Source organism: Nocardioides sp. zg-1308 (assembly GCF_013155375.1).
Taxonomy (GTDB): Bacteria; Actinomycetota; Actinomycetes; order Propionibacteriales; family Nocardioidaceae; genus Nocardioides; species Nocardioides renjunii.
The window spans coordinates 2,386,472-2,407,457 of the sequence record NZ_JABJQY010000002.1; the positions used below are offsets into that span (position 1 = coordinate 2,386,472).

The 20,986-nt window shown below is 72.6% G+C and carries 19 protein-coding genes and 1 tRNA gene; 14 read left to right on the plus strand and 6 right to left on the minus strand.

Going from position 1 to position 20,986, the window contains the following annotated elements; genetic code table 11:
- The first annotated feature begins 27 nt into the window (after positions 1 to 27).
- The 5 genes from HN031_RS13260 to HN031_RS13280 all read left to right on the plus strand — a co-directional run bounded on the left by HN031_RS13260 (position 28) and on the right by HN031_RS13280 (position 6,157).
- Entirely contained in the window at positions 28 to 1,083 is a 1,056-nt protein-coding gene (locus HN031_RS13260; RefSeq protein ID WP_172270569.1) for a PDZ domain-containing protein, read from the plus strand.
- Entirely contained in the window at positions 1,080 to 1,724 is a 645-nt protein-coding gene (locus HN031_RS13265; RefSeq protein ID WP_216652130.1) for a PPA1309 family protein, read from the plus strand. The genes HN031_RS13260 and HN031_RS13265 overlap by 4 nt, the downstream gene beginning before the upstream one ends.
- A complete protein-coding gene (locus HN031_RS13270) occupies positions 1,721 to 4,720 on the plus strand; it encodes a UPF0182 family protein (RefSeq protein ID WP_172270571.1) in 3,000 nt (999 codons plus the stop codon). The genes HN031_RS13265 and HN031_RS13270 overlap by 4 nt, the downstream gene beginning before the upstream one ends.
- Before the next feature lie 49 nt (positions 4,721 to 4,769).
- Positions 4,770 to 4,843 (plus strand) — tRNA-Met (locus HN031_RS13275).
- 375 nt (positions 4,844 to 5,218) lie between these two features.
- Positions 5,219 to 6,157: a LysR family transcriptional regulator gene (locus HN031_RS13280; RefSeq protein WP_172270573.1), complete on the plus strand. Its 939-nt coding sequence runs from the start codon at positions 5,219 to 5,221 to the stop codon at positions 6,155 to 6,157.
- Positions 6,158 to 6,168: 11 nt separating this feature from the next.
- Here the strand turns inward: HN031_RS13280 and HN031_RS13285 are convergent, their stop codons facing one another.
- Both HN031_RS13285 and HN031_RS13290 read right to left on the minus strand, forming a co-directional pair.
- Complete coding sequence (locus HN031_RS13285; protein ID WP_172270575.1) at positions 6,169 to 7,134, minus strand: alpha/beta fold hydrolase; 966 nt, start codon at positions 7,132 to 7,134, stop codon at positions 6,169 to 6,171.
- Positions 7,135 to 7,164: 30 nt separating this feature from the next.
- Positions 7,165 to 7,878 (minus strand): aspartate/glutamate racemase family protein, encoded by a 714-nt coding sequence (locus HN031_RS13290; protein WP_172270577.1) that lies wholly within the window; start codon positions 7,876 to 7,878, stop codon positions 7,165 to 7,167.
- A 171-nt stretch (positions 7,879 to 8,049) separates the two neighbouring features.
- Here HN031_RS13290 and HN031_RS21605 point away from each other — a divergent pair, with 171 nt between their 5' ends.
- Positions 8,050 to 8,355: a GNAT family N-acetyltransferase gene (locus tag HN031_RS21605; protein ID WP_172270579.1), complete on the plus strand. Its 306-nt coding sequence runs from the start codon at positions 8,050 to 8,052 to the stop codon at positions 8,353 to 8,355.
- 13 nt (positions 8,356 to 8,368) lie between these two features.
- Here the strand turns inward: HN031_RS21605 and HN031_RS13300 are convergent, their stop codons facing one another.
- Together HN031_RS13300 and HN031_RS13305 are read right to left on the minus strand one after the other, a co-directional pair.
- On the minus strand, positions 8,369 to 9,016 hold the full coding sequence (locus tag HN031_RS13300; RefSeq protein WP_172270581.1) for a response regulator transcription factor: 648 nt from the start codon (positions 9,014 to 9,016) through the stop codon (positions 8,369 to 8,371).
- A complete protein-coding gene (locus tag HN031_RS13305; protein ID WP_172270582.1) occupies positions 9,004 to 10,230 on the minus strand; it encodes a sensor histidine kinase in 1,227 nt (408 codons plus the stop codon). The genes HN031_RS13300 and HN031_RS13305 overlap by 13 nt, the downstream gene beginning before the upstream one ends.
- Before the next feature lie 222 nt (positions 10,231 to 10,452).
- Between HN031_RS13305 and HN031_RS13310 the strand changes: the two genes are divergently transcribed.
- Both HN031_RS13310 and HN031_RS13315 read left to right on the plus strand, forming a co-directional pair.
- Positions 10,453 to 11,640, plus strand: coding sequence for a serine hydrolase (locus tag HN031_RS13310; RefSeq protein ID WP_172270583.1), 1,188 nt, complete (start codon positions 10,453 to 10,455; stop codon positions 11,638 to 11,640).
- A 205-nt stretch (positions 11,641 to 11,845) separates the two neighbouring features.
- Positions 11,846 to 12,691, plus strand: coding sequence for a hypothetical protein (locus tag HN031_RS13315; protein ID WP_172270584.1), 846 nt, complete (start codon positions 11,846 to 11,848; stop codon positions 12,689 to 12,691).
- Positions 12,692 to 12,698: 7 nt separating this feature from the next.
- Here the strand turns inward: HN031_RS13315 and HN031_RS13320 are convergent, their stop codons facing one another.
- The gene (locus tag HN031_RS13320) at positions 12,699 to 13,577 is read right to left on the minus strand and encodes a DMT family transporter (protein WP_172270585.1); all 879 of its coding nucleotides are present in this window, start codon (positions 13,575 to 13,577) and stop codon (positions 12,699 to 12,701) included.
- Between the two features lie 83 nt (positions 13,578 to 13,660).
- Here HN031_RS13320 and HN031_RS13325 point away from each other — a divergent pair, with 83 nt between their 5' ends.
- Complete coding sequence (locus HN031_RS13325; RefSeq protein ID WP_172270586.1) at positions 13,661 to 14,524, plus strand: LysR family transcriptional regulator; 864 nt, start codon at positions 13,661 to 13,663, stop codon at positions 14,522 to 14,524.
- Between the two features lie 48 nt (positions 14,525 to 14,572).
- Here the strand turns inward: HN031_RS13325 and HN031_RS13330 are convergent, their stop codons facing one another.
- On the minus strand, positions 14,573 to 15,364 hold the full coding sequence (locus HN031_RS13330) for an IclR family transcriptional regulator (protein WP_172270587.1): 792 nt from the start codon (positions 15,362 to 15,364) through the stop codon (positions 14,573 to 14,575).
- A gap of 175 nt (positions 15,365 to 15,539) precedes the next feature.
- On the opposite strand from HN031_RS13330, the gene kduI reads away from it, so the two are divergent.
- The 5 genes from kduI (at position 15,540) to HN031_RS13355 (ending at position 20,985) form a co-directional block, all read left to right on the plus strand.
- Positions 15,540 to 16,355: a 5-dehydro-4-deoxy-D-glucuronate isomerase gene (gene kduI / locus HN031_RS13335; RefSeq protein WP_172270588.1), complete on the plus strand. Its 816-nt coding sequence runs from the start codon at positions 15,540 to 15,542 to the stop codon at positions 16,353 to 16,355.
- Positions 16,352 to 17,167, plus strand: coding sequence for a 2-dehydro-3-deoxy-D-gluconate 5-dehydrogenase KduD (gene kduD / locus HN031_RS13340; protein ID WP_172270589.1), 816 nt, complete (start codon positions 16,352 to 16,354; stop codon positions 17,165 to 17,167). Before kduI ends, kduD begins: the two co-directional genes overlap by 4 nt.
- A gap of 157 nt (positions 17,168 to 17,324) precedes the next feature.
- Positions 17,325 to 18,410 carry a sugar ABC transporter substrate-binding protein gene (locus HN031_RS13345; RefSeq protein WP_172270590.1) on the plus strand — a complete coding sequence of 362 codons (1,086 nt, stop codon included), beginning with the start codon at positions 17,325 to 17,327 and terminating at the stop codon, positions 18,408 to 18,410.
- Between the two features lie 2 nt (positions 18,411 to 18,412).
- Positions 18,413 to 19,426, plus strand: coding sequence for an ABC transporter permease (locus tag HN031_RS13350; RefSeq protein WP_216652442.1), 1,014 nt, complete (start codon positions 18,413 to 18,415; stop codon positions 19,424 to 19,426).
- On the plus strand, positions 19,423 to 20,985 hold the full coding sequence (locus HN031_RS13355) for a sugar ABC transporter ATP-binding protein (RefSeq protein ID WP_172270591.1): 1,563 nt from the start codon (positions 19,423 to 19,425) through the stop codon (positions 20,983 to 20,985). The genes HN031_RS13350 and HN031_RS13355 overlap by 4 nt, the downstream gene beginning before the upstream one ends.
- Position 20,986 lies beyond the last annotated feature (1 nt).

Genomic DNA, 20,986 nt, shown 5'->3' on the forward strand with positions numbered 1-20,986 from the left:
TTGCGCCGGTTTGAGAGAGTTGCGCCCATGAGTCAGCGGACCAGGGCGGGCCTGCTCGCACTGTGCCTCCTGGCCGTGCTGTGGGGCACTGCAGCCTTCGTGCCGCTGCCCTACGTCACCTACTACCCCGGACCGACCGTCGACATCCTCGGCACGGGCGACGACGGTGAGGAGACGGTGCAGGTCACCGGCCACGAGGCCTTCTACGACGAGGGCGAGCTGCGGATGACGACCGTCTACGTCAGCTCGCCGCAGGAGGACGTGACCCTGCCCGACCTGCTGAAGGCCTACTTCGACCCCGACGCCGCGGTCTGGCCGCGGTCCTCCATCTACGCCCCGGACGAGACCGACGAGTCCAGCGACCGCCAGTCCGACCTGGCCATGATGTCGTCGCAGGACACCGCCATCGCGGCGGCGCTCACCGAGCTGGGCGAGGACCTCGACCCGGTCGTCGAGGTCCTCGACGTCACGCCGGGGCTGCCCGCGGACGGCAACCTCGAGGTGCGCGACGTGCTGCTCGAGGTGGGCGACACCACGATCACCGAGGCCCAGGACGTCGTCGACGCGGTCGAGGGCGCCGAGGTGGGCGAGCCCCTCCCGTTCGTCGTACGCCGCGACGGCGAGCGCGTGCGCGTCGAGATCACGCCGGAGGAGGTCGACGGCAGCCCGCGCGTCGGCATCACGCCCGCCGAGGGCTTCGACTTCCCGTTCCAGGTCAGCGTCGCCATCTCCGACAACATCGGTGGCCCGAGCGCCGGGCTGATGATGTCGCTGGCCATCTACGACACCCTCACCCCCGGGTCCATGACCGACGGCGCCGACATCGCCGGCACGGGCACCATCACCCCCGCCGGAGAGGTGGGACCGATCGGCGGCATCCAGCAGAAGATCGCCGCCGCCCGCGACGCCGGCGCGCAGCTCTTCTTCGTGCCGGCCGACAACTGCGACGGCATCGGGGGAGTCGACCCCGGGGACATGCGGCTCGCCAGGGCCACGACCATGAGCAGCGCCGTGACGACCCTCGCCGACTGGGTCGACGATCCCGACGCCTCCCTTCCCAGCTGCGAGGACACCGCTTCATGACCGAGACCCCGGACACCCCGGAGACGCCCGACCTGCCCGACGTCCCCCCGCCCGGTGCCCTCCCCGAGGACCCGGCGCTCGCCGCGGCCGTGCTGGAGATCGAGGCGCACGTCGCCCAGGACGGGTGGGACCAGCCCGCCCGGCTCTACGCGCTGGTCGACACCGCCGAGCTGATCGCGCAGGAGCCCGCCCTCGCCGCGGCCATGTCGATCGACGGACCCGGTGACGAGGGGTCCTTCACCCCGATCGAGCAGGAGGGGCTGCCGCCCGGGCAGGCCCTCGAGGACGCGCTGCCCTCGATCGCGTGGCCCGAGAGCGTGGCCGGCTGTGCGGCCGTCATCGAGCGGCTGGTCCTGCCTCCCGAGGTCGACGACGAGATCCCCGACGACCCGACCGCCGCCGAGCTGTTCGCCCGGGAGCACCCGCACCGCCAGGAGGTCCGCATGGTCGCCGGCGTGACCCGGGCCGGCGCGTCGTACTGTGCCCTCCGGTTGCGCGCCCACGACGACGAGCAGTCGGTCGTCAACGGCACCGAGCTGGTGCCCGGCCTCCTCGACCTCCTCCACGCCACGCTGCACGACACCGACCCCGACGCCCAGTCGGACACACCCCACGAGACCTCTGAGCAGGGGCCCGCATGAGCAATCCGTTCGACCGACCCAGCGGACCGAACGGTCCCGACGGCCCCCAGCGGCCCGGTGGACCGGGAGGACCGGGCGCCCAGCGCCCGGCGGCTACGTCGCGCCGTCCCGGTGCGCTCGTCATCACCGCGATCATCCTGGTCCTCGGGTTCATGCTCCTGAGCGGCTTCGCCTCGTTCTGGACCGAGCGGCTGTGGTTCGGCTCCGTCGGCTACAGCGGTGTCTTCACGACGCTGCTGCTCACCCGCATCGGGCTCTTCCTCGTCTTCGCGGGGCTGATGGCGGCGACCGTGGCGCTGTCCATGGCGATGGCCTACCGGTTCCGCCCGGTGCTGTGGCCCGGCATGCCCGGGATGCCAGACGACGGGATGGACCGCTACCGGCAGGTGCTGGCCCCCCGCATGGGCTGGGTGATCGCGGGCGCCTCGATGGTGATGGGCCTGTTCGCCGGCGCCTCGGCGACCGGGCAGTGGCGCAGCTACTCCCTGTGGCGCCACAGCGAGTCCTTCGGCACCACCGACCCCTACTTCGAGAAGGACGTGGGCTTCTACGTCTTCGAGCTGCCGTTCTGGCACTACCTCGTCGACTACGTCATGGCGCTGGCCGTCGTGGGCCTGCTCGCGTCGGTGGTGATGAACTACCTCTTCGGCGGCATCCGGCTCTCGGCGCGGCCCGGCGAGCGGCTCACGAGCGCGGCCCAGATCCAGGTGTCGGCGCTGCTGGCGCTGTTCGTGCTCGCCAAGGCCGTCGACTACTGGCTCGACCGCTACGACCTGGTCACCAACTCGGGGTCCATCTTCACCGGCATGGGCTACACCGACGACAAGGCGGTGCTCCCGGCGAAGGAGATCCTCGCCGGCATCGCGATCGTCTGCGCCCTGCTCTTCCTGGCCAACATCTGGCGCCGCACGTGGCTGCTCCCGTCCGTGGGCGTCGCGCTCTTCGCGCTCTCGGCGATCATCCTGGGCCTCATCGTCCCGACGCTCGTCCAGGCGATCCGGGTCAACCCCAACGTGCCGGACCGTGAGGGCCCCTACATCGCGGCCAACATCGAGGCCACGCGCGCGGCCTACCAGCTCGACCAGATCGAGACCCGGCCCGTGGGCGGCGGCGCGCAGGTCGACGGCCGGCTCGAGGCCCTCGACGGCGTCACCGACGGCGTACCGCTGGTCGACCCCCAGATCGTCAGCGAGATCTTCGAGCAGCAGCAGCAGGTGCGGGCCTACTACTCCGTGCCCAACGTGCTCGACGTCGACCGCTACGAGATCGACGGCCAGGACCGCGCCGTCGTCCTCGGCGTGCGCGAGCTCGACCAGAGCGGACTGGCCGAGGGCGACCAGAACTGGTCGAACCTCCACACCGCCTACACGCACGGCAACGGCGTCATCGCGGCGTTCGCCAACCAGCGTCCCGAGGACGACTCGACCCAGCAGACCGGCATCCAGTGGGCCGAGGGCGCCGAGGCCGACGAGGACACGCTGACCCGGCTCGCCGGGCCCGACGGCTACGAGACGCGGGTCTACTTCGGTGAGCAGAGCCCGACCTACAGCATCGTGGGCCTCGACCCCAGCGGGAACCCGGTCGAGTTCGACCTGCCGCAGGGCGACCGCAGCGAGGAGGACGTCGCGACGACGTACGACGGCAAGGCGGGCGTGCCGATCGGCAACCTCGTCAACCAGCTGCTCTACGCCGTGCGCTTCAGCGAGCCCAACCTGCTGCTGTCGAGCCGCGTCCACGACAACTCCAAGATCCTCTACGACCGCGAGCCGCGGCAGATGGTCGAGAAGGTGGCGCCGTGGCTCACCGTGGACTCCGACCCCTACCCCGCAGTGGTGGACGGCCGGATCCAGTGGATCCTCGACGGCTACACCGTCACCGACAAGTACCCCCTCTCGCAGCGCGAGTCGCTGGAGGAGATGACCGACGACTCCCTGCAGGAGAACACCGGCTTCCAGACGCTGCCGACCGACGAGATCAACTACCTGCGCAACTCGGTGAAGGCGACCGTCGACGCCTACGACGGCACGGTGTCGCTCTACGCCTGGGACGAGGAGGACCCGATCCTCAAGGCGTGGCAGAAGGTGTTCCCCGACGTCGTCCAGCCCAAGGACGCCATCCCGGACGCGCTGACCGAGCACCTGCGCTACCCCGAGGACCTCTTCAAGGCGCAGCGCTACCAGTTCCAGCGCTACCACGAGACCTCCGCGTCCGCGTGGTTCGAGGGCTCGAGCCGCTGGGAGGTGCCCAGCGACCCGCAGCTCACCAGCCGCCTGCAGCCGCCGTACCGCCTCTTCACCGACACCGGCGAGGGCGAGACCTGGTCGCTGACGTCGGTCTACGTGCCGCGCGACAAGGAGAACAACCTCGCGGCCTACATGGCGGTCAACAGCGACGCGACGAGCGAGGACTACGGCAAGGTCTCGGTGCTCGAGCTGCCCAACGAGCCGACCGGCGGGCCGCTGCAGATCGCGAACACGTTCTCGACCAACGAGGACGTCAGCCAGGCGCTCCTGCCCTACACCACGGGTGATGCCGACCGGGTGCCCGGCAACCTGCTGACGCTGCCGGTCAACGACTCGTTCATCTACGTGCAGCCGGTCTACACCCGTCGCGACGGTGAGTCGAACTTCCCGATCCTGCGGTTCGTGCTCGTCTCCTACGAGGGCCGGGTGGGCATCGGCACGACGCTCACCGGCGCCATCGAGGACGCCCTGCTGGCGGAGGCCACCTCCGGGGACGAGACCGAGGAGCCCACGGAGGAGCCGACCGGCGAGCCCACGGAGTCGCCGGGTGCGTCGCCGACCGAGGAGCCGTCCGAGGAGCCCACGACGCCGTCGGGCAGCACGCAGCAGCAGATCCGCGAGCTGCTGCGCCAGGCCGAGGCGAAGTTCTCCCAGGCCGACGCGGCCCAGCAGGCGGGCGACACCGTGCGGTGGGCGCGCCTGATGGAGGAGGGCCGCGAGCTGATCGAGGAGGCCGTCCGGCTGGCCGGCTGACCCCCGATTTGGGCTCCACCCCCCGCCCCTGTAATGTTCTGTTCACCGACGCGGGGTGGAGCAGCTCGGTAGCTCGCTGGGCTCATAACCCAGAGGTCGCAGGTTCAAATCCTGCCCCCGCTACAAAGAACAGGGCCCGACCTGCGGAGACGCAGGTCGGGCCCTGTTGCTGTCCGCCCGTGGCCCTTGCATCGGTCGCCCGAAGGGGCTGTCCGCCGGGTGGCGCGCGTCACATGGGCGCCCGGAATGATGAAGCAGGTCGGGCCGTTGTGAAGGACAGCTGGTCCGAGATCTTGCCCCCGGGCCTCACCCTTCGCCGCTACGAGCGGCCACCCGCCGAGAGGCGGCAGACGGACCAGCGAGCAGCACCGCGAGACCGCCCGCCGGGTAAGCCCCGGTCCGGGCGGTCACGTGTTTCCGGGCCAGGGTGTCGTCAGCGTGGCGGCTCGCGAAGCGGCGTGGTTGTCGCGGGGACCACGCTGCCGCGATGCTGTGCGCATGGATCCGCGCGGACTCGACGTGCGCCGGCTGCTGATCTTCCGGGAGGTGGCGGTCGCGGGGTCCCTGGGCGCGGCGGCCCGCTCCCTGGGGTGGACGCAGCCGGCGGTCAGCCAGCAGGTGCGCGCCCTCGAGAGGGAGCTCGGGTGCCCGCTGGTCCTCAGGACGTCGAAGGGCGTTGTCCCGACGGCTGCCGGGGAGCTGGTGCTCGCCCGGGCACAGCGGATCGCCGAGGAGGTCGACGCGCTGCGCGGCGAGCTCGCCGAGCGCGCCGCCGGCTCGAGGTCGGTGGTGCGCATCGCGGCCTACCCCTCGGCATCGGCCACGCTGATCCCGCGCGTGATGGCGGCGCTGCAGGACACGGACCCGGACATCACCACCGAGCTCGTCGAGGCCGAGCCCCCCGAGGCCGAGGTGGCGCTCCTGGCCGACGAGGTCGACCTCGCGCTCGTGTTCCGCTACCCGTCGGAGAGCGCGACCGCGGGGGGTCTGCACTGGCTCCCGCTCTTCGAGGAGCGGATGGACCTCGTCATCGGCGGCGACCACCCGCTGGCCGCGCGGGCTGCGGGCAGGGACGCGCCTCCTACGGTGGCCGACCTCGCCGAGCAGACCTGGGTCGCCGGCTGCGAGCGCTGTCGGCGCCACGTGACGGAGATCTGTGCGGCCGCCGGCTACGCCCCGACGATCCGCCACGCCACCGATGACTACGTGCTGGTCCAGAACATGGTCGCGGCGGGACTCGGGGTCGCGGTGCTCCCGCAGTCGGCGCTGAGGGCGTTCCGGCACCCCGACGTGGTGGTCGTGGCCGGTCCCTCCTTCGGACGGCGCGTGTGCGGCCTGGTCGTCCGCGACGAGCCGGTCGGCGAGGCGACCGAGGCGCTCGTCAGGGCTTTCCGCCCCGTGCGGGACCGGTCGCTCGAGGAGCCCGCCGACGCCTGAGCACCGGGGGCTCAGGCGCGAGCGCCGAGCCAGCCGAGGAGCGCGTCGGCTGTCCAGGCGGCGTCCTCCATGTGGAGCAGGTGACCCACGCCCGCCCTGGTCCGGAAGTCCCACCGCTCCGGCACGCTCGCGTGTGCCCGCACCGACGTGGCGAGCCGGGTGGCGTCGTCCAGCGGGACCTTCAGGTCGTCGTGCCCCTGCAGCCACAGCGTCGGCACCGCGACCTCCGCGAGCCGGTCGCGCCACTCCAGCGGGCGGGCCAGCAGGTCGATGGTGCCGAGGATCGCGTTCCACTGGGTGCGCCGGGCAGCGGCCGCGTCCGGGGCGGAGGCCCGGACCTCCTGCTCGGCGACCGAGGCAGCGAGCGCGGCGGCAGGGACGCGGTCGGTGTGGGGCGTCGCCTCCGCGACCTGGCGCACCACGAGGTCCGCCGGCGCCGTGCGTCGCAGCTGCCGGTCCACGAGCCCGCGGACCAGCGACGTGCCGAGGACCGCCCGTTTGGCCGCCAGTCCACGGTCGCGCGCCGCGTCGGTGCGGTGGGGCACCGGCGGAGCCAGCAGCACCAGCCGGTCCACCGTCTCCGGGTACGCGAGCGTGTGCAGCACGGCGAGCACCCCGCCGAGCGAGTGGCCGACGAGGACGACCGGTTCGTCGACGCGGGTGGCCACGTAGGTGGCGACCAGGTCGAGCTGCTCCTCGACCGCGGCCGAGGCTGACAGCTCCGGCCGGCCCGAGCGCGTGCCGCCATGACCGAGGAGGTCCAGCGCGACGACCCGGTGGCGCTCCGCGAGGAGCGGGGTGACCGGGCCGAAGTTGAGGGCCGACCCGCCGAGGCCGTGCAGGCAGAGCACAGTCGCGACCTCCTCGGTCCCGGCACCCGGGCCGGGCCGGACCCAGGCGTGCACGGGGCCGCCGATGTCGACGGTGGTCGAGGTGGCGCCGTACGGCGTCCGGATGTCGTGGCTGTCGTCGGGCATGGTGCTCCTTCTCGGTGCGGTCACGGACGGTCAGGGGCCGGTGCTGGTGACGATGGCGGCGAGGGCCAGGTCGACGGCGGCCAGGGCGTGCAGGGCCATGGAGTCGATGAACGGCACGGGACAGTCCTCCTGGCGCAGCAGCAGCTCGATCTCGGTGCAGGCCAGCACGACCGCTTGGGCGCCGGCGTCGGCGAGGTCCGCCACGACCCGGGCGTACGCCCGTGCCGACTCCTCGCGGACCGTGCCCTGCGTCAGCTCCTCGAAGATCACGCGGTCGACCATCGCCCGGTCCTCCGCGCCCGGGGTGAGGCAGCGGACGCCGGCAGCGGCCAGCCGGTCGCGGTAGAAGGGCTCCTCCATCACCCAGCGCGTCGCCAGGAGGCCGACGGCGGTCAGCCCCCGCCCGAGCGCCTCCGCCGCGACGATGTCGGCGATGTGCAGCACGGGGACGGTCACTGCCGCCGCCACGTCGTCGGCCACCTTGTGCATGAGGTTCGAGCAGATCAGCAGCACGTCTGCGCCGGCGGCCTCGCAGTCCCTGCCTGCCGCGGCGAGCATCCTGCCGGCCGCGGGCCAGTCGTCGCGCAGCTGGTGCTCGCGCACCGCCGCGAAGTCGACCGAGCGCATCGCGATCTCGGCCGAGCCGTGCCCGCCGAGCCTCCGCTGCGTCTCCTCGTTGATCGTCCGGTAGTACTGGGCGGTGGAGTACCAGCTGAGCCCGCCGATGAGACCTGTCGTGTGCATGCCCCAAGCATCTGCCCGCCGGAGCCGGTCCGGTAGCCCTCGCCTCGTTGGCAGCGTCCCAAGCCGTGCTTGGGACCATCGCCCGGCGCCACCTTGCCGCTGCTAGGTTCGACGCCGAGCGGCGGGTGCCGCGACGCCCGTCGAGGGCGGCGATCCCCAGGAGGGCCAGCAGTGAGCGTTGAGGTGGTCGACGTCCCCGAGCGTCAGCGGTTCGAGGCCCTCGTGGACGGCACCCTGGTCGGGTTCGCGGCCTACCAGACGACGTCCGAGATGGTCGTGTTCACCCACACCGAGGTCGACTCGTCGGTCGAGGGCCAGGGAGTGGGTGGCGCACTGGTGCGTGGAGCCCTCGACCAGGTGCGCGGGGCGGGGCTGCGGGTGTTGCCCATCTGTCCCTTCGTGCAGGCCTGGATCGCGCGTCACCCCGACTACGCCGACCTCGACTACCGCCGCCCGCCGAGCAAGGTGACCGACTGACCCGACGGTCGCGTCAGCGCGACCCCTGGTCGAGGTAGTGCAGCACGGCCGTGACGCGACGGTCGGCGTCGTCGGAGGGCGGCAGGTCGAGCTTGGCGAAGATCGAGCGGATGTGCTTGTGCACCGCGCCCTCGGTCACGACCAGGGCCTGCGCGATCGAGGTGTTGCCGCGCCCCTCGGCCATCAGCGCCAGCACCTCCCGCTCGCGAGCGGTGAGCCGTGACAGGCGCGCGTCCGGGCGCGCCACCAGCTGGCCCACCACCTCGGGGTCGATCGCCGTCCCGCCGCGGGCGACGTGCTCGAGGGCCTGGACGAACATCTCCACCCGCCCGACGCGCTCCTTGAGCAGGTAACCGAGACCGGCGCTGCCGTGGGCGAGGAGCTCGGTGGCGAACGCCTGCTCGACGTAGGCCGACAGGACGAGCACGGGCAGCCCGGGCCGTCGCCGGCGCGCCTCGACGGCGGCCCGGACGCCCTCGTCGGTGTGCGTCGGGGGCATGCGGACGTCGACGACCGCGACGTCGGGCTCGTGCTGCTCCACGGCGGCCAGCAGCAGCTCGCCGTCGCCCACCGCGGCGACGACGTCGTGGCCCTCGGCGAGCAGCACGGCGCTGATCCCCTCACGCAGCAGCGGGTCGTCCTCGGCGATCACGATCCGCACGGGACCACCACCCGCAGCTCGGTCGGGCCGCCCGGCGGGCTGGTCAGCGACCAGCGGCCGTCCATCGCTTCGACCCGGTGCCGGATCCCGGACAGCCCGGTGCCGACGCCCTCCCTCGCACCGCCGGCGCCGTCGTCGCGGACGACCGCCTCGACGACCTCGGAGCCGTCGTCGGCCGCCCGCAGGCGTACGTCGACGTGGGCCCGCTCGGCACCGCTGTGCCGGGCGACGTTGGTGAGGGCTTCGGCGACCACGAAGTAGATGGTGGCCTCCACGGACGCCGCGCTGCGCACCGGGACGTCCACGGTCGTGGTGCACGGCACCGGGCTCGCGGCGGCGAGCCCCTGCAGCGCGCCCGCCAGGCCGCGGTCGGCGAGCACCGGCGGGAGGATCGTGCGCACCACGGCGCGCAGCTCGGCGAGGGCGAGCTCCGCCGCGTCCTGCGCCTGGCCGAGCAGCTGGTCGGTCGCGGCCGGACCCGTGGTCGCCAGGCTGCGGCGGGCCGCGCCGATGAGCACCGTCGTGGCCACGATGCGGTTCTGCGCACCGTCGTGGAGCGAGCGCTCGATGCGCCGCAGCTCGGCCGCGTGGGCGTCGAGCGCGGCGGCGCGGGTGCGGGTCAGCTCCGCCACCCGCATCGTCAGGTCGCCGGGGTCCTGCCCGAGCAGCCGCCGCGCGACCCGCAGCTGCCGGCGCGCCGCGACCGGGGCCAGCAGGACGGTGGCGGACGCCCAGCAGGCACCGAGGAGGACGACGCCCGGCACGCCCGACCACTCGCGGACGACCCAGAACCCCAGCGAGGGGCTCGCCCAGCCGTCCGGCAGGGTCCACCACCACAGCGGGAACGTCAGGTCGCGTGCGGCGGAGAACGGGGCGAGCACCGCCAGGAAGCCGACCACGTTGCCGGCGACGGCGTGCCGCGCCAGCCACGCCAGCTCCGACCTGGTGGCGGGGTCCCGGAGCGCCTCGCCGAGGCGTACGGGCCGGACCGCCGGCGCCGCCACCTCGACGCCCCAGCGCCCGAGCCGGGCCCGCTCGCGGTCGGCCAGGCCGTGCACCAGACCGAGGGTGGTCGCGGCGGTGAACCAGCCCAGGGTCACGGCCCACACCAGCAGTCCGAGCGCCAGCAGCGCGGTGCCGAAGCCGCCCAGCAGCTGCTCCAGGGACAGGAGGGTGCGCCGCAGGGCGGGTCGGACGCGCGCTGTCGTCGCCACGGTGCTGCTCCCTCCTGCCGACCGGCCCGGCGACCGGTCGTGCGTGCTCGTGCGGATGTGCCGGCCACCGCACCGTAGGGGGAGCGACGTGCTCGGCCCAACACCTGCGGGCCAGGAGTAGTGCCTGCTGTACCAACCGCTCGGCAGCCAGCGGGATCGATCGCCGGCGCGGGAACGACGACGGTTGAGGGACACATCGACACCCCATCCGAGGAGATCACCATGTTCCGTCGCATGTCCCGCACCACCGCCGTCGCCCTGACGGTGTCGGCCGTCGCCGTGTCGGTCACCAGCAACGTCGTCGCCGCGAAGGCGGCCCCGGCGCCGGATGGTGCCGGGCACCACGCCGCGACGTCCACCCAGGAGCGGCTCGACCGGCTCGTGTCCCGCACAGGCTTCCCGGGCGTCATCGCCACCGTCCGCGGCGCGGACGGGAAGGTGCGCACCTGGACCGCCGGCAGCGGCGACCTCGCCACCGGTGCCCCCGTCCCGGAGGACTCGCGGGTCCGGATCGCGAGCAACACCAAGATGTTCACCGCCACCGTCGTGCTCCAGCTGGTGGGGGAGGGCCTCGTCGAGCTGGACGCGCCGGTCGAGCGCTACCTGCCGGGGGTCGTGCGCGGCGGTGGCAACGACGGTCGGCGCATCACCGTGCGCCAGCTGCTGCAGCAGACGAGCGGGCTGCCCGACTACGACTCGCTCGTGATCGAGGCCGGCGGCTCGCTGAGCGCCGTCGCGCACACCTACTTCGAGCCGCACGACCTGCTCGACGCGGCACTGGCCGAGGGGCGGGACTTCCGCCCGGGCACGCGCTGGGCGTACTCCAACACCAACTACGTCGTCCTCGGCCTGCTCGTGCAGCGCGTCACCGGCCGCCCGGTCGGGGAGGAGATCGCCCACCGGATCATCGAGCCGCTCGGCCTGCGCGACACCTACTGGCCGCGCGCCGGCGAGCAGCGGATCCGCGGCAGCCACCCGCACGGCTACCTCGCCGCCGAGCCCGGCGCGCCCGGCGCGCCGTGGGAGGACATCACCCGCATGGACCCGTCCCTCGGCTGGGCCGCCGGCCAGCTGGTGTCGACGCCGGCCGACCTCGGCGCCTTCATGGGCGCGCTGGTGGGTGGCGAGCTCCTCGAGCCCGCGCAGCTGGACGCGATGCAGCAGACCGTGCGGGCGCCCGGCTTCGACGCCGAGCCCGGCTGGCGCTACGGGCTGGGCCTCGCCAGCCAGCAGCTCGACTGCGGCGTCGTGGGTTGGGGCCATGGCGGCGACATCCAGGGCTTCGAGACCCGCAACCTTGTCGCCTCTGACGGCCGGTGGGCGGTCGTGGCCGTGACGGCGCTGCCGACGAGCATGGAGATGCTCGCCGACGTGAGCGGCACGGTCGAGGACCTCGTCTGCGGGGCCTGACGCGACGCGGGCCCCACTCCCTATGGGTGGGGTCCGCTTGCCCTCCGAAGCCGTCCGTGGTTCGTTTACAACGTAAACCCGCCGCGACGGCGTGCCGCCCGTGAGCCGGTCGACCCGTTCGCCGGCAGGCGCTCGGTCGCGCTCCCAGCCCTGTGCGGAGCGCGCCGGGTGCTGTCGCGGTGTCCCCCGGACCAAGGAGAAACGCATGCAAGAATCACTCGAGAACGGCTTGCGGAGCGGGTTCAGCCTCATCGCCGAGTTCCTGCCCAAGCTCGTGCTCTTCCTGATCATCCTCGTCGTCGGCCTCCTCGTCGCGAAGGCCATCGGCAAGGCGCTCAACGCCGTCCTGGAGCGGGTCGGATTCGACCGCGCGGTGGAGCGTGGAGGTGTGCGGAAGGCGCTGGAGAACTCCAAGATGGACGCGAGCGACATCGTCGCCAAGCTCATCCACTACACGCTCGTGCTGTTCGTCCTGCAGCTCGCCTTCGGGGTGTTCGGGCCCAACCCGATCAGCGACCTGCTGACCCAGGTGATCACCTTCCTGCCCAGCCTGATCGTCGCGATCATCATCCTCGTGGTCGCCTCCGCGATCGCCGCTGCGGTCAAGGTCCTGGTCGAGGGCGCCCTGGGCGGCCTGTCCTACGGCAAGGCACTGGCCAACGTCGCCTCGATCTTCATCCTCTTCCTCGGCGTGGTCGCCGCGCTCAACCAGGTCGGCGTCGCCACGACGGTGACGACCCCCGTGCTCGTCGCCATCCTCGCCACCGTCGGCGGCGTGATCGTGGTCGGTGTCGGTGGTGGCCTGATCAAGCCGATGCAGCACCGCTGGGAGGGCTACCTGTCCCGCGCCGAGGAGGAGGCTCCCCGCATCAAGCGCGAGGCCGCCGCCGCCCCGAGCGTCGGCGAGCAGGCGCAGCAGGCGACCTCCAGCCTGCGCACCGGCACCGGCACCGGCACCGCTGGTGGCTCCACTGCCGCCGGCGGGACGTACGACCCCACGTACAACTCGACCTTCGGTGCTCCGGGGACCGACGGCACGCCGCGGACCTGACACCCGGTCAGGCAGCCAGCGCCCGCACGTCGTCGGTCTCCCCGACGGCGTCGCGGGCGCCGCTGCGCTCGGCGCCGATGCCGGCCGCCACGACGAGGGAGATGCCCACGACGGCGATGCCGTTCGGCACCTGGCTCAGCGCGACGAACCCGATCACGAGGGCGAATGCCGGCTCGAGGGCCATCAGGGTGCCGAAGGCGCCGGTGGTCAGCCGCCGGAGGGCGACCAGCTCGAGCGCGAAGGGCACGACGGGCAGCAGGATCGCCAGCCCGAGGCCGAGGAGCAGCAGCTCGGGGGTCAGGTGGTCGACGACGCCCGGCCCCGCGACGACCGTCGCGACCAGCGCCGCGACGGGCATCGAGATCGCCAGCCCGCCGAGGCCGCTCACCGCGTCGCCGACGCGCTGCGTCAGCAGGATGTACGCCGCCCAGCACAGGGCGGCACCGAGCGCGAAGGCCACGCCGAGGGGGTCGGCGGCGCCCGTCCACGGCTGGGTCAGCAGCACGACTCCCGCCGCGGCGACCAGGGCCCAGGCGCGCCCGACGCCGCGGCTGCGCCACACGGCGACCCCCAGGGGTCCCAGGAACTCCAGGGCGCTGGCGGTGCCGAGGGGCAGCCTCGCGATGGAGGCCATGAACAGGAGCGTGACGCCGGCGGTGACGACGCCGAGCGCCGTGCCGGCCACCAGGGCCTCGCGGCTGTAGAGCCCCCGCCGCGGGCGGACGATGAGCAGCAGCAGGATCCCCGCCCAGAAGAGCCGCAGCCACGCCGCGCCGGACGCGCCGACGTCGTCGATCAGGCCGACGGACGCGGCCAGCCCGAGCTGGACGCAGAGCATGGAGGCGACAGCCATCGAGGCACCGGTGCGGGCGGGGGAGAGGGGCATGCCTCCAGTAGAGACGACGCCCACCGTTCGCGTCCACGTGACTTTGCTGGACATATCGTTCGTCATCCCGACACAATTGGGGGATGGACGTGCGGCGACTCCGGATGCTCCTCGAGCTCTCCCGGCTCGGGTCGATGCACGAGGTGGCGGACGCGCTCGGCACCACGACCTCGAGCGTCTCCCAGGGCATCGCCGCCCTCGCCCGCGACGTCGGGAGCCCGCTCCTCGAGCCGGACGGCCGGCGCGTCCGCCTGACGCCGGCCGGGCGACGGCTGGCCGACCACGCCGTGACGATCCTCGCGGCGGTGGAGTCGGCCCGGCTCGACCTCGACCCCGCCGCCGAGCCGGTCGGCGTGCTGCGGGTGGCCGGGTTCGCCTCGGCCGTGCGCCGCTCGCTGCTCCCCGCGATCGACGACCTGCAGCGCACCCATCCCGGCATCGAGGTCCGCGTCCTCGAGTACGAGCCGCTCGAGGCGTTCGGGCTGCTCGCGCGCGACGAGGTCGACCTCGCGCTGGTCTACGACTACGACCTCGCGCCCGCCGACTGGCGCGAGGACCACGAGGTCGTGCCGCTGTGGCAGGTCGAGTGGGGCGTCGGCGTGCCCACCCGCGACCGCGGGCTCACGCTCGCCGACCTCGCCGACCGCGACTGGATCATCAACTCGCGCAACACCGCCGACGAGGACGCACTGCGCACCCTCGCCTCACGGGCCGGCTTCGTCCCGCGCATCGCCCACCGCATCGACGCCCTCGAGCTGGTCGACGACCTGGTGGTCGCCGGCCGGGGGGTGGGGCTGCTGCCGCGCGGACGCGCGTCGCGGCGCGGGGTGAGCGTCGTACGCCTGCGCGACCCCGGGCTGTGGCTGCGCGCCTACGCCGTCACCCGGCGCGGCCGCGCGACCTGGCCGCCGCTGCGTGCGGTGACCGAGCGCCTGGCGACCGGCTGAGTACCCGCTGATTACAGGGGGAGGACAGGGGGGAGGACCGGGCCGGCGTCAGCGGACGAGGCTGTTGCCGTGGACGGCGGCGAGCCGCGCCTTGACGCTGAGCAGCGTCTCGATGATGAGGTCCTCGCGGCCGTTGTCGAGGCGGCTGATCGGCACGGCGACGCTGAGGGCGTCGACGGCCTGGTGGCTGAAGGGCAGGGCGACGCCGAAGCAGCGCACGCCCATGCACGACTCCTCGCTCTCGGTGGCGTAGCCGTGGATCTCCGCGCGCTCGATGATCTCGAGGACCGCGTCCTTGTCGGTGGTGGTGTTGGGCGTGATCGCGCTGATGTGGTCGGGGACCATGTCGCGGCGCTCCTCCAGGGGCAGCTCGGCGAGCAGCGCCCGGCCCAGGGAGGTGGCGTAGGCGGGCAGGCGCCGGCCGACGGCGGAGTGCATCCGCAGCGGGTGCATCGACTCGCGCTTGGCGGTGTAGATGACGTCGTGGCCGTCGAGGCGCCCGAGGTGCACGGTCTCCTCGGTGGCCGCCGCGACCTCGTCGAGGACCGAGGCGGCACGCGCGAGCACGGGGTCGCCGTCGAGGTAGGCCGAGCTCACGACGAGGGAGTGGATCCCGAGCTGGTAGACGCTGCCGGTGGGATCGGTCTGCAGCCACCCGCGGTCCACCATCGTGCGCAGCAGCGCGTGCAGGCTGCTCTTGGGGATGCTCAACCGGGTCGAGAGCTGCAGCTGGGTGCCGGGGCCGTTGGCGGCGATCTCGTCGAGCAGGTCGAGCGCCCGGGCGGCCGACTTGACCGGACCGGCGGCGGTGGGCGGAGCGAGCTCCTTCTGCAGCGTCATGGACTCGTCTCCCCGTGATGGTGCGGGGCTCCGTGCCCCGTCGTGCTCGATCGTAGCGCGAGTTCGCATACATGGACAGTGGTCCAGATGCTTGACCAGTGACGGGCGTCACGTATACGCTGAACTCAGTTCACATAGACGAACGCAGTTCATAACACCGAGGAGTGTTCCCGTCATGCAGGTGCGATATTCCACGTCTCCGACCAGTGCGGAGACTGCCACCACGGCAGACCTGCGCGACACCTTCCTGGTCCCGGACCTCTTCGTCAACGGTGAGGTCCACGCCACCTACACCCACGAGGACCGCATGGTGATCGGCGGCGCGGTGCCCGGCACGGGGCAGCTCGACCTGCCGGCCTGGACCGACGTCCTCGGCACCGAGTCCCACCTCGAGCGCCGCGAGCTCGGCGTCACCAACGTCGGCGGCGCCGGCCACGTCATCGTGGACGGCGAGAAGTTCGAGCTCGAGCACCTCGACGGCCTCTACGTCGGCCGGGGGAGCGAGGTCGCCTTCGCCGGCGAGGAGGCCGCCTTCTACTTCGTGTCGGCCTCGGCCCACGCGACCTACCCCGCCACCCTCCTGAGCCACGAGCAGGTCGAGCCGGTCGCCCTCGGGTCGCCGGAGGCGGCCAACGAGCGCAGCCTGTTCCGCTACGCGTGGGGCCAGGACCTCGAGACCTCCGTCCTCCAGTTCGGCGTCACCGTCATCGCCGACGGCTCGGTGTGGAACACGTTCCCGCCCCACCTCCACGCGCGCCGCACCGAGGTCTACTGCTACGTCGACCTGGCCGAGGACGACCGCGTCTTCCACTTCATGGGCCAGCCCGGGCACACCCGCCACCTCGTGGTGCGGAACCGCCAGGCCGTCATCGCGCCGCCGTGGTCGATCCACGCCGGCGCCGGCACCGGGTCGTACGCCTTCATCTGGGCGATGGCCGGTGAGAACAACTGCTACACCGACCTCTCGCCCGTGGCGGTGGACGACCTGTGACCCAGCTCGCCCCCTCCTCCTCCCGGTCCGGCTCCCCGTCGCCCGCCACCGACGGCGCCCGCTCACCGTTCGACCTGCACGGCAGGTGCGCGGTGGTGACCGGTGCCGGTCGCGGCATCGGGCGTGCGGTGGCCCTCGGCCTCGCGCAGGCCGGCGCCGACGTCGTGCTCCTCGGTCGCCCCGGCGCCCAGGACGCCACGCGTGACGCCGTGCAGGAGCTGGGCCGGTCGGTCGACGTGGTCGACCTCGACGTGAGCGACCACGACGCCGTCGAGCGCGTGGCCGCCGAGCTGGCCGCCGAGCGCCAGGTCGACGTCCTCGTCAACAACGCCGGGATCATCGACCGCGAGGACAGCGTCGACGTCGACCGCGCGTCGTGGGAGCGGGTCCTCGACGTGAACCTCACCGGGATGTTCCTCCTCTGCCAGGCGCTCGGGCGTCCGATGGTCGAGCGCGGCCACGGCAAGATCGTCAGCATCGCCAGCCTGCTGTCATTCCAGGGCGGCGTCCGCGTGGTGTCGTACGCCGCCAGCAAGCACGGCGTCGCCGGCGTCACCAAGGCGCTCGCCAACGAGTGGGGACCGCACGGCGTGCAGGTCAACGCGATCGCGCCCGGCTACATCTCCACCGACAACACCACCGCCCTGCGCGAGGACCCCGACCGCTCGCGGTCCATCCTCGAGCGGATCCCCGCGGGCCGCTGGGGCTCGGCCGACGACATCGCCGGCGCGGCGGTCTTCCTCAGCTCGTCGGCCGCCGACTACGTCAACGGGCACGTGCTCGCCGTCGACGGCGGCTGGATGGCCCGCTGACCCACCCGGTTCCCCGCACCACCCCCACCGCACCATCGCTCACCCCGCCGCACCACCCCACCGCACCACCCCTCACCGCACCACCACTCGGGGCAGTACCTGACCCAGTCAGTCCCACCGCCGGACAACCGGCTCCGAAAGAGAATGAGGATCGACCATGAAGTTCACCTCTCGACCGACCGCAGTCGTGCTCGGCCTGACCCTGGCAGCTGCCGCCCTCGCGGGCTGCAGCGAGGAGGCCGGTGGCAGCGGCGGTGGCGGCTCCGAGGCTGGAGCCTGCGCGCCCGAGGACGTCACCCTGGTGGGCCAGGTGCGCAACGAGTCCAACCCCTACGAGGCCTCGTGGCTCGACGGCGGCGACGCCTTCGCCGAGCAGGTCGGCCTCGAGCAGCAGCGCCTCACCTACGACGCCGACTCGACCAAGCAGCAGGAGCAGATCACCCAGCTGCTCGCCGGCAACACCGACTGCCTCGTCATGAACATCCTGCCCAACGGCGACTCCGACACCCTGCCGATCGTCGAGGGTGCCGAGGAGGCCGGCGCCTACCTCGTCACGCAGTGGAACAAGCCGGCCGACGTCAACGTCACCGACTACGACCAGTGGCTGAGCCACATCACCTACAACGGCGTGGAGTCCGGCCAGCAGATCGGCGACGCGCTCGCGGAGGCCATCGGCGGCTCGGGCGGCATCATCGCCCTGCAGGGCATCCTCGACACCGGTGCCGCCAAGGACCGCTTCGCCGGGCTCGAGGCGTCGCTGGAGGCCAACCCCGACGTCGAGCTCCTCGACGACCAGACCGCCAACTTCTCGCGCGACGAGGCGCTGGCCGTCACCAAGACGCTCCTCACCAAGCACGGTGACGACGTCAAGGGCATCTGGGCCGCCAACGACGACATGGCGCTCGGCGCGCTCGCTGCGCTCGAGCAGGCGGGCCGGGACGACGTCGCGGTCGTCGGCATCGACGCCGTCCCCGACGCGCTGACCGCCATCGAGGACGGCGCCATGACCGCGACCGTCTCCTCGGACGGCCCGTGGCAGGGCGGCATCGGCCTGGCCATCGGCTACTGCGTGGCCACCGGTGAGCTCTCCGTCGACGACATCGCCGACGAGGACCGCGCCTGGTTCGCCGAGCAGTTCCTCATCACCGGCGACAACGTCGGCGAGTTCACCGCTCCCGAGGTGGACGAGTCCGACTTCGCGTGCGACAACGTCTTCAGCCGGTCGCAGGGCCCGATCTCGTGACCATGACATCCCCCGCCAAGGCCGACGACGAGGTCGTGATCCCGCCGCGCCCCCAGCCTCGGCGGGGGGTGTCGCTCCGGGACGCTGGTCCCCCGATCGCGCTGGTGGTCATCGTCGGCATCTTCTCGGTGCTGAGCCCTGACTTCCGCACGGTCGGCAACGTGCAGAACATCCTGGACGCGGCGGCGGTCCTCGCCGTCGTCACGTGCGGCATCTCCTTCGTGCTGATGATGGGGTCGATCGACCTCTCGGTCCCTGGAGTGATGGGGGCCTCCGCGATCGCGGTCGCCCTGCTCGTCGCCAACAACCGCAACGGCAACGACTGGGGACTCCTCGGCGTCCTCGTCGCGGTCCTGCTCGGCTCGGCCCTCGGCTGCCTGAGCGGCATGGCGCTGGTGACGCTCAAGGTCCCGTCCTTCATGACCACGCTTGGGGTCTCGGCCGTCGGGCTCGGCGTCGCGACGCTGCTGTTCTCCGGCGTGCAGCCCAACATCTCCGACGAGATGCTGCGCAGCTGGGCCGTCAGCCGCTTCCTGGGCCTGGCCTACCTGACGTGGATCGCCGTCGGCTGCGTGCTCGTCGGCTGGCTCGTCCAGCGCTACTCGCGCCTGGGCCGCTACGCGTACGCCATCGGCGGCGCCGAGGAGGTGTTGTCCCTCTCCGGCGTGAAGGTCGCCCCCTACAAGGTCGCCGTGTTCACCCTCGCCGGGTCGTTCTACGGGCTCGCGGGCGTGCTGGTGACGAGCCAGCTCAGCGCCGGGCTCGTCCAGGCGGGCAAGGGCTACGACTTCGCGGCGATCACCGCCGCCGTCGTCGGTGGCACCCTGCTCACCGGCGGACGCGGGGGAGTGCTCCACTCCGCCGTCGGCGTCCTCCTCGTCACCGTCCTGACCAACGGCCTCGTCCAGATCGGGGTCAGCCCCTACTGGCAGGGCGGTGTCCAGGGCCTCATCGTCGTCGCGGCCGTCTCGGCCGCGGTCATCCCCCAGCGTCGTAGGAACCAGGTGACCAAGTGACCACCGACCTGCAGCTCCAGCCCGACGCCCCGGCGCCGGCTCCCGTCCCCGCCCTCGAGGTGCGCGGACTGGTCAAGCACTACCCGGGCGTCAAGGCGCTCGACGGCGTCGACCTCGTCGTGCGCCAGCACGAGGTGCTCGGCCTCGCCGGCGAGAACGGCGCCGGCAAGTCCACGCTCCTCAAGGCGCTCGTCGGCCTGGTCCGCCCCGACTCCGGTGAGATCTGGGTCCGTGGCGAGAAGGTCCGCCTGCGCAGCGTCGTCGAGGCCGCCGACCACGGCATCGGCATGGTGTTCCAGGAGCAGTCGCTCGTCCCCAACCTCACCGCCGCGGAGAACATCGTCCTGGGCAGCGAGGGCGCCGGGGTGCGCCGCGGGATCTACCGCTGGGACACGATGCGCAAGCTCGCGCAGGCCCAGCTCGACAAGATCGGCTCCCACATCGATCCGCTGGCCCGCACCGACACGCTGACGTTCGCCGAGCGGCAGATGGTTGAGATCGCCAAGGTCCTCCGCATCGAGGAGCGCACCTCCCACCCGCCCGTCATCATCCTCGACGAGCCCACCTCGGTGCTGGAGTCCAAGGAGATCGAGACGCTCTTCACCCAGGTCCGCCGGCTCCGCGAGTTCGCGTCGGTGGTCTTCGTCTCGCACCGCCTCGACGAGGTGCTCGACGTGTGCGACCGGGTCACCGTGCTCCGCGGCGGGCAGTCGGTGGGCGAGGTGGCCACTGCGGGCGCCGCGCCCTCGGAGCTGCACCGCATGATGATCGGCTCGACGGGCTCCGACGACCACTACCACGCGGGACTCTCGGAGCGCTCCGCGGCGGAGGCCGAGCCCCGCCTGGTCGTCACCGGGCTGTCCGGCAGGACCTTCCGCGACGTGGACCTCGCGGTCAGGGCCGGTGAGATCGTCGGCATCGTCGGCGTGCACGGCTCGGGGCGCGAGGACGTGTGCCGCGCGCTCTTCGGGGCCGAGCCCACCCTGGCCGGCGAGGTCACCCTCGACGGCCGGAAGCTCGACCTGTCCGGCACCCGGGCCGCCGTGGCCTCCGGCGTCGGCTACGTGCCCGCCGAGCGCAAGATCGAGGGCATGGTCGGCCCGATGTCGGTCGCCGACAACATGACCCTCACCAAGCAGAAGTCGCGCTGCGCCGGCCCGATGGTGGTGCCGCAGAAGCAGGCCACCCTGGTCGACAAGTGGATCGAGCGGCTCTCGATCCGCACCCCGCACCGCGGCACGCAGATCGGGCGCCTGTCCGGCGGCAACCAGCAGAAGGTCGTCCTGGCGCGCTGGCTGGTGGCCGGCGACATCCGCCTGCTGCTCCTCGACCACCCGACCCGCGGCCTCGACATCGGCGCCCGCTCGGAGGTCTACCGGCTGATGCGCGAGCTCGCCAACAGTGGCGTGGCCACCGTGCTCCTCGCCGACAGCCTGGAGGAGGCCATCGGGATGTCCGACCGGATCATCGTGATGAGCGACGGTCGGGCGACCGCCGAGGTCGCGTGCCCCCAGGGCGGCAAGCCGACCCCGCTCGACCTGGTGAAGGAGATGGTCTGAG

Coding starts and splice junctions, on each gene's coding strand:
- HN031_RS13280 (WP_172270573.1), top strand. CDS start 5,219: ATGGATCCGCGCGGACTCGACGTGCGCCGGCTGCTGATCTTCCGGGAG.
- HN031_RS13290 (WP_172270577.1), bottom strand. CDS start 7,878: ATGCACACGACAGGTCTCATCGGCGGGCTCAGCTGGTACTCCACCGCC.
- HN031_RS13350 (WP_216652442.1), top strand. CDS start 18,413: ATGACATCCCCCGCCAAGGCCGACGACGAGGTCGTGATCCCGCCGCGC.
- HN031_RS13320 (WP_172270585.1), bottom strand. CDS start 13,577: ATGCCCCTCTCCCCCGCCCGCACCGGTGCCTCGATGGCTGTCGCCTCC.
- HN031_RS13330 (WP_172270587.1), bottom strand. CDS start 15,364: ATGACGCTGCAGAAGGAGCTCGCTCCGCCCACCGCCGCCGGTCCGGTC.
- HN031_RS13345 (WP_172270590.1), top strand. CDS start 17,325: ATGAAGTTCACCTCTCGACCGACCGCAGTCGTGCTCGGCCTGACCCTG.
- HN031_RS13310 (WP_172270583.1), top strand. CDS start 10,453: ATGTTCCGTCGCATGTCCCGCACCACCGCCGTCGCCCTGACGGTGTCG.
- HN031_RS13265 (WP_216652130.1), top strand. CDS start 1,080: ATGACCGAGACCCCGGACACCCCGGAGACGCCCGACCTGCCCGACGTC.
- HN031_RS13260 (WP_172270569.1), top strand. CDS start 28: ATGAGTCAGCGGACCAGGGCGGGCCTGCTCGCACTGTGCCTCCTGGCC.
- HN031_RS13285 (WP_172270575.1), bottom strand. CDS start 7,134: ATGCCCGACGACAGCCACGACATCCGGACGCCGTACGGCGCCACCTCG.
- kduI (WP_172270588.1), top strand. CDS start 15,540: ATGCAGGTGCGATATTCCACGTCTCCGACCAGTGCGGAGACTGCCACC.
- HN031_RS13325 (WP_172270586.1), top strand. CDS start 13,661: ATGGACGTGCGGCGACTCCGGATGCTCCTCGAGCTCTCCCGGCTCGGG.
- HN031_RS13270 (WP_172270571.1), top strand. CDS start 1,721: ATGAGCAATCCGTTCGACCGACCCAGCGGACCGAACGGTCCCGACGGC.
- HN031_RS13315 (WP_172270584.1), top strand. CDS start 11,846: ATGCAAGAATCACTCGAGAACGGCTTGCGGAGCGGGTTCAGCCTCATC.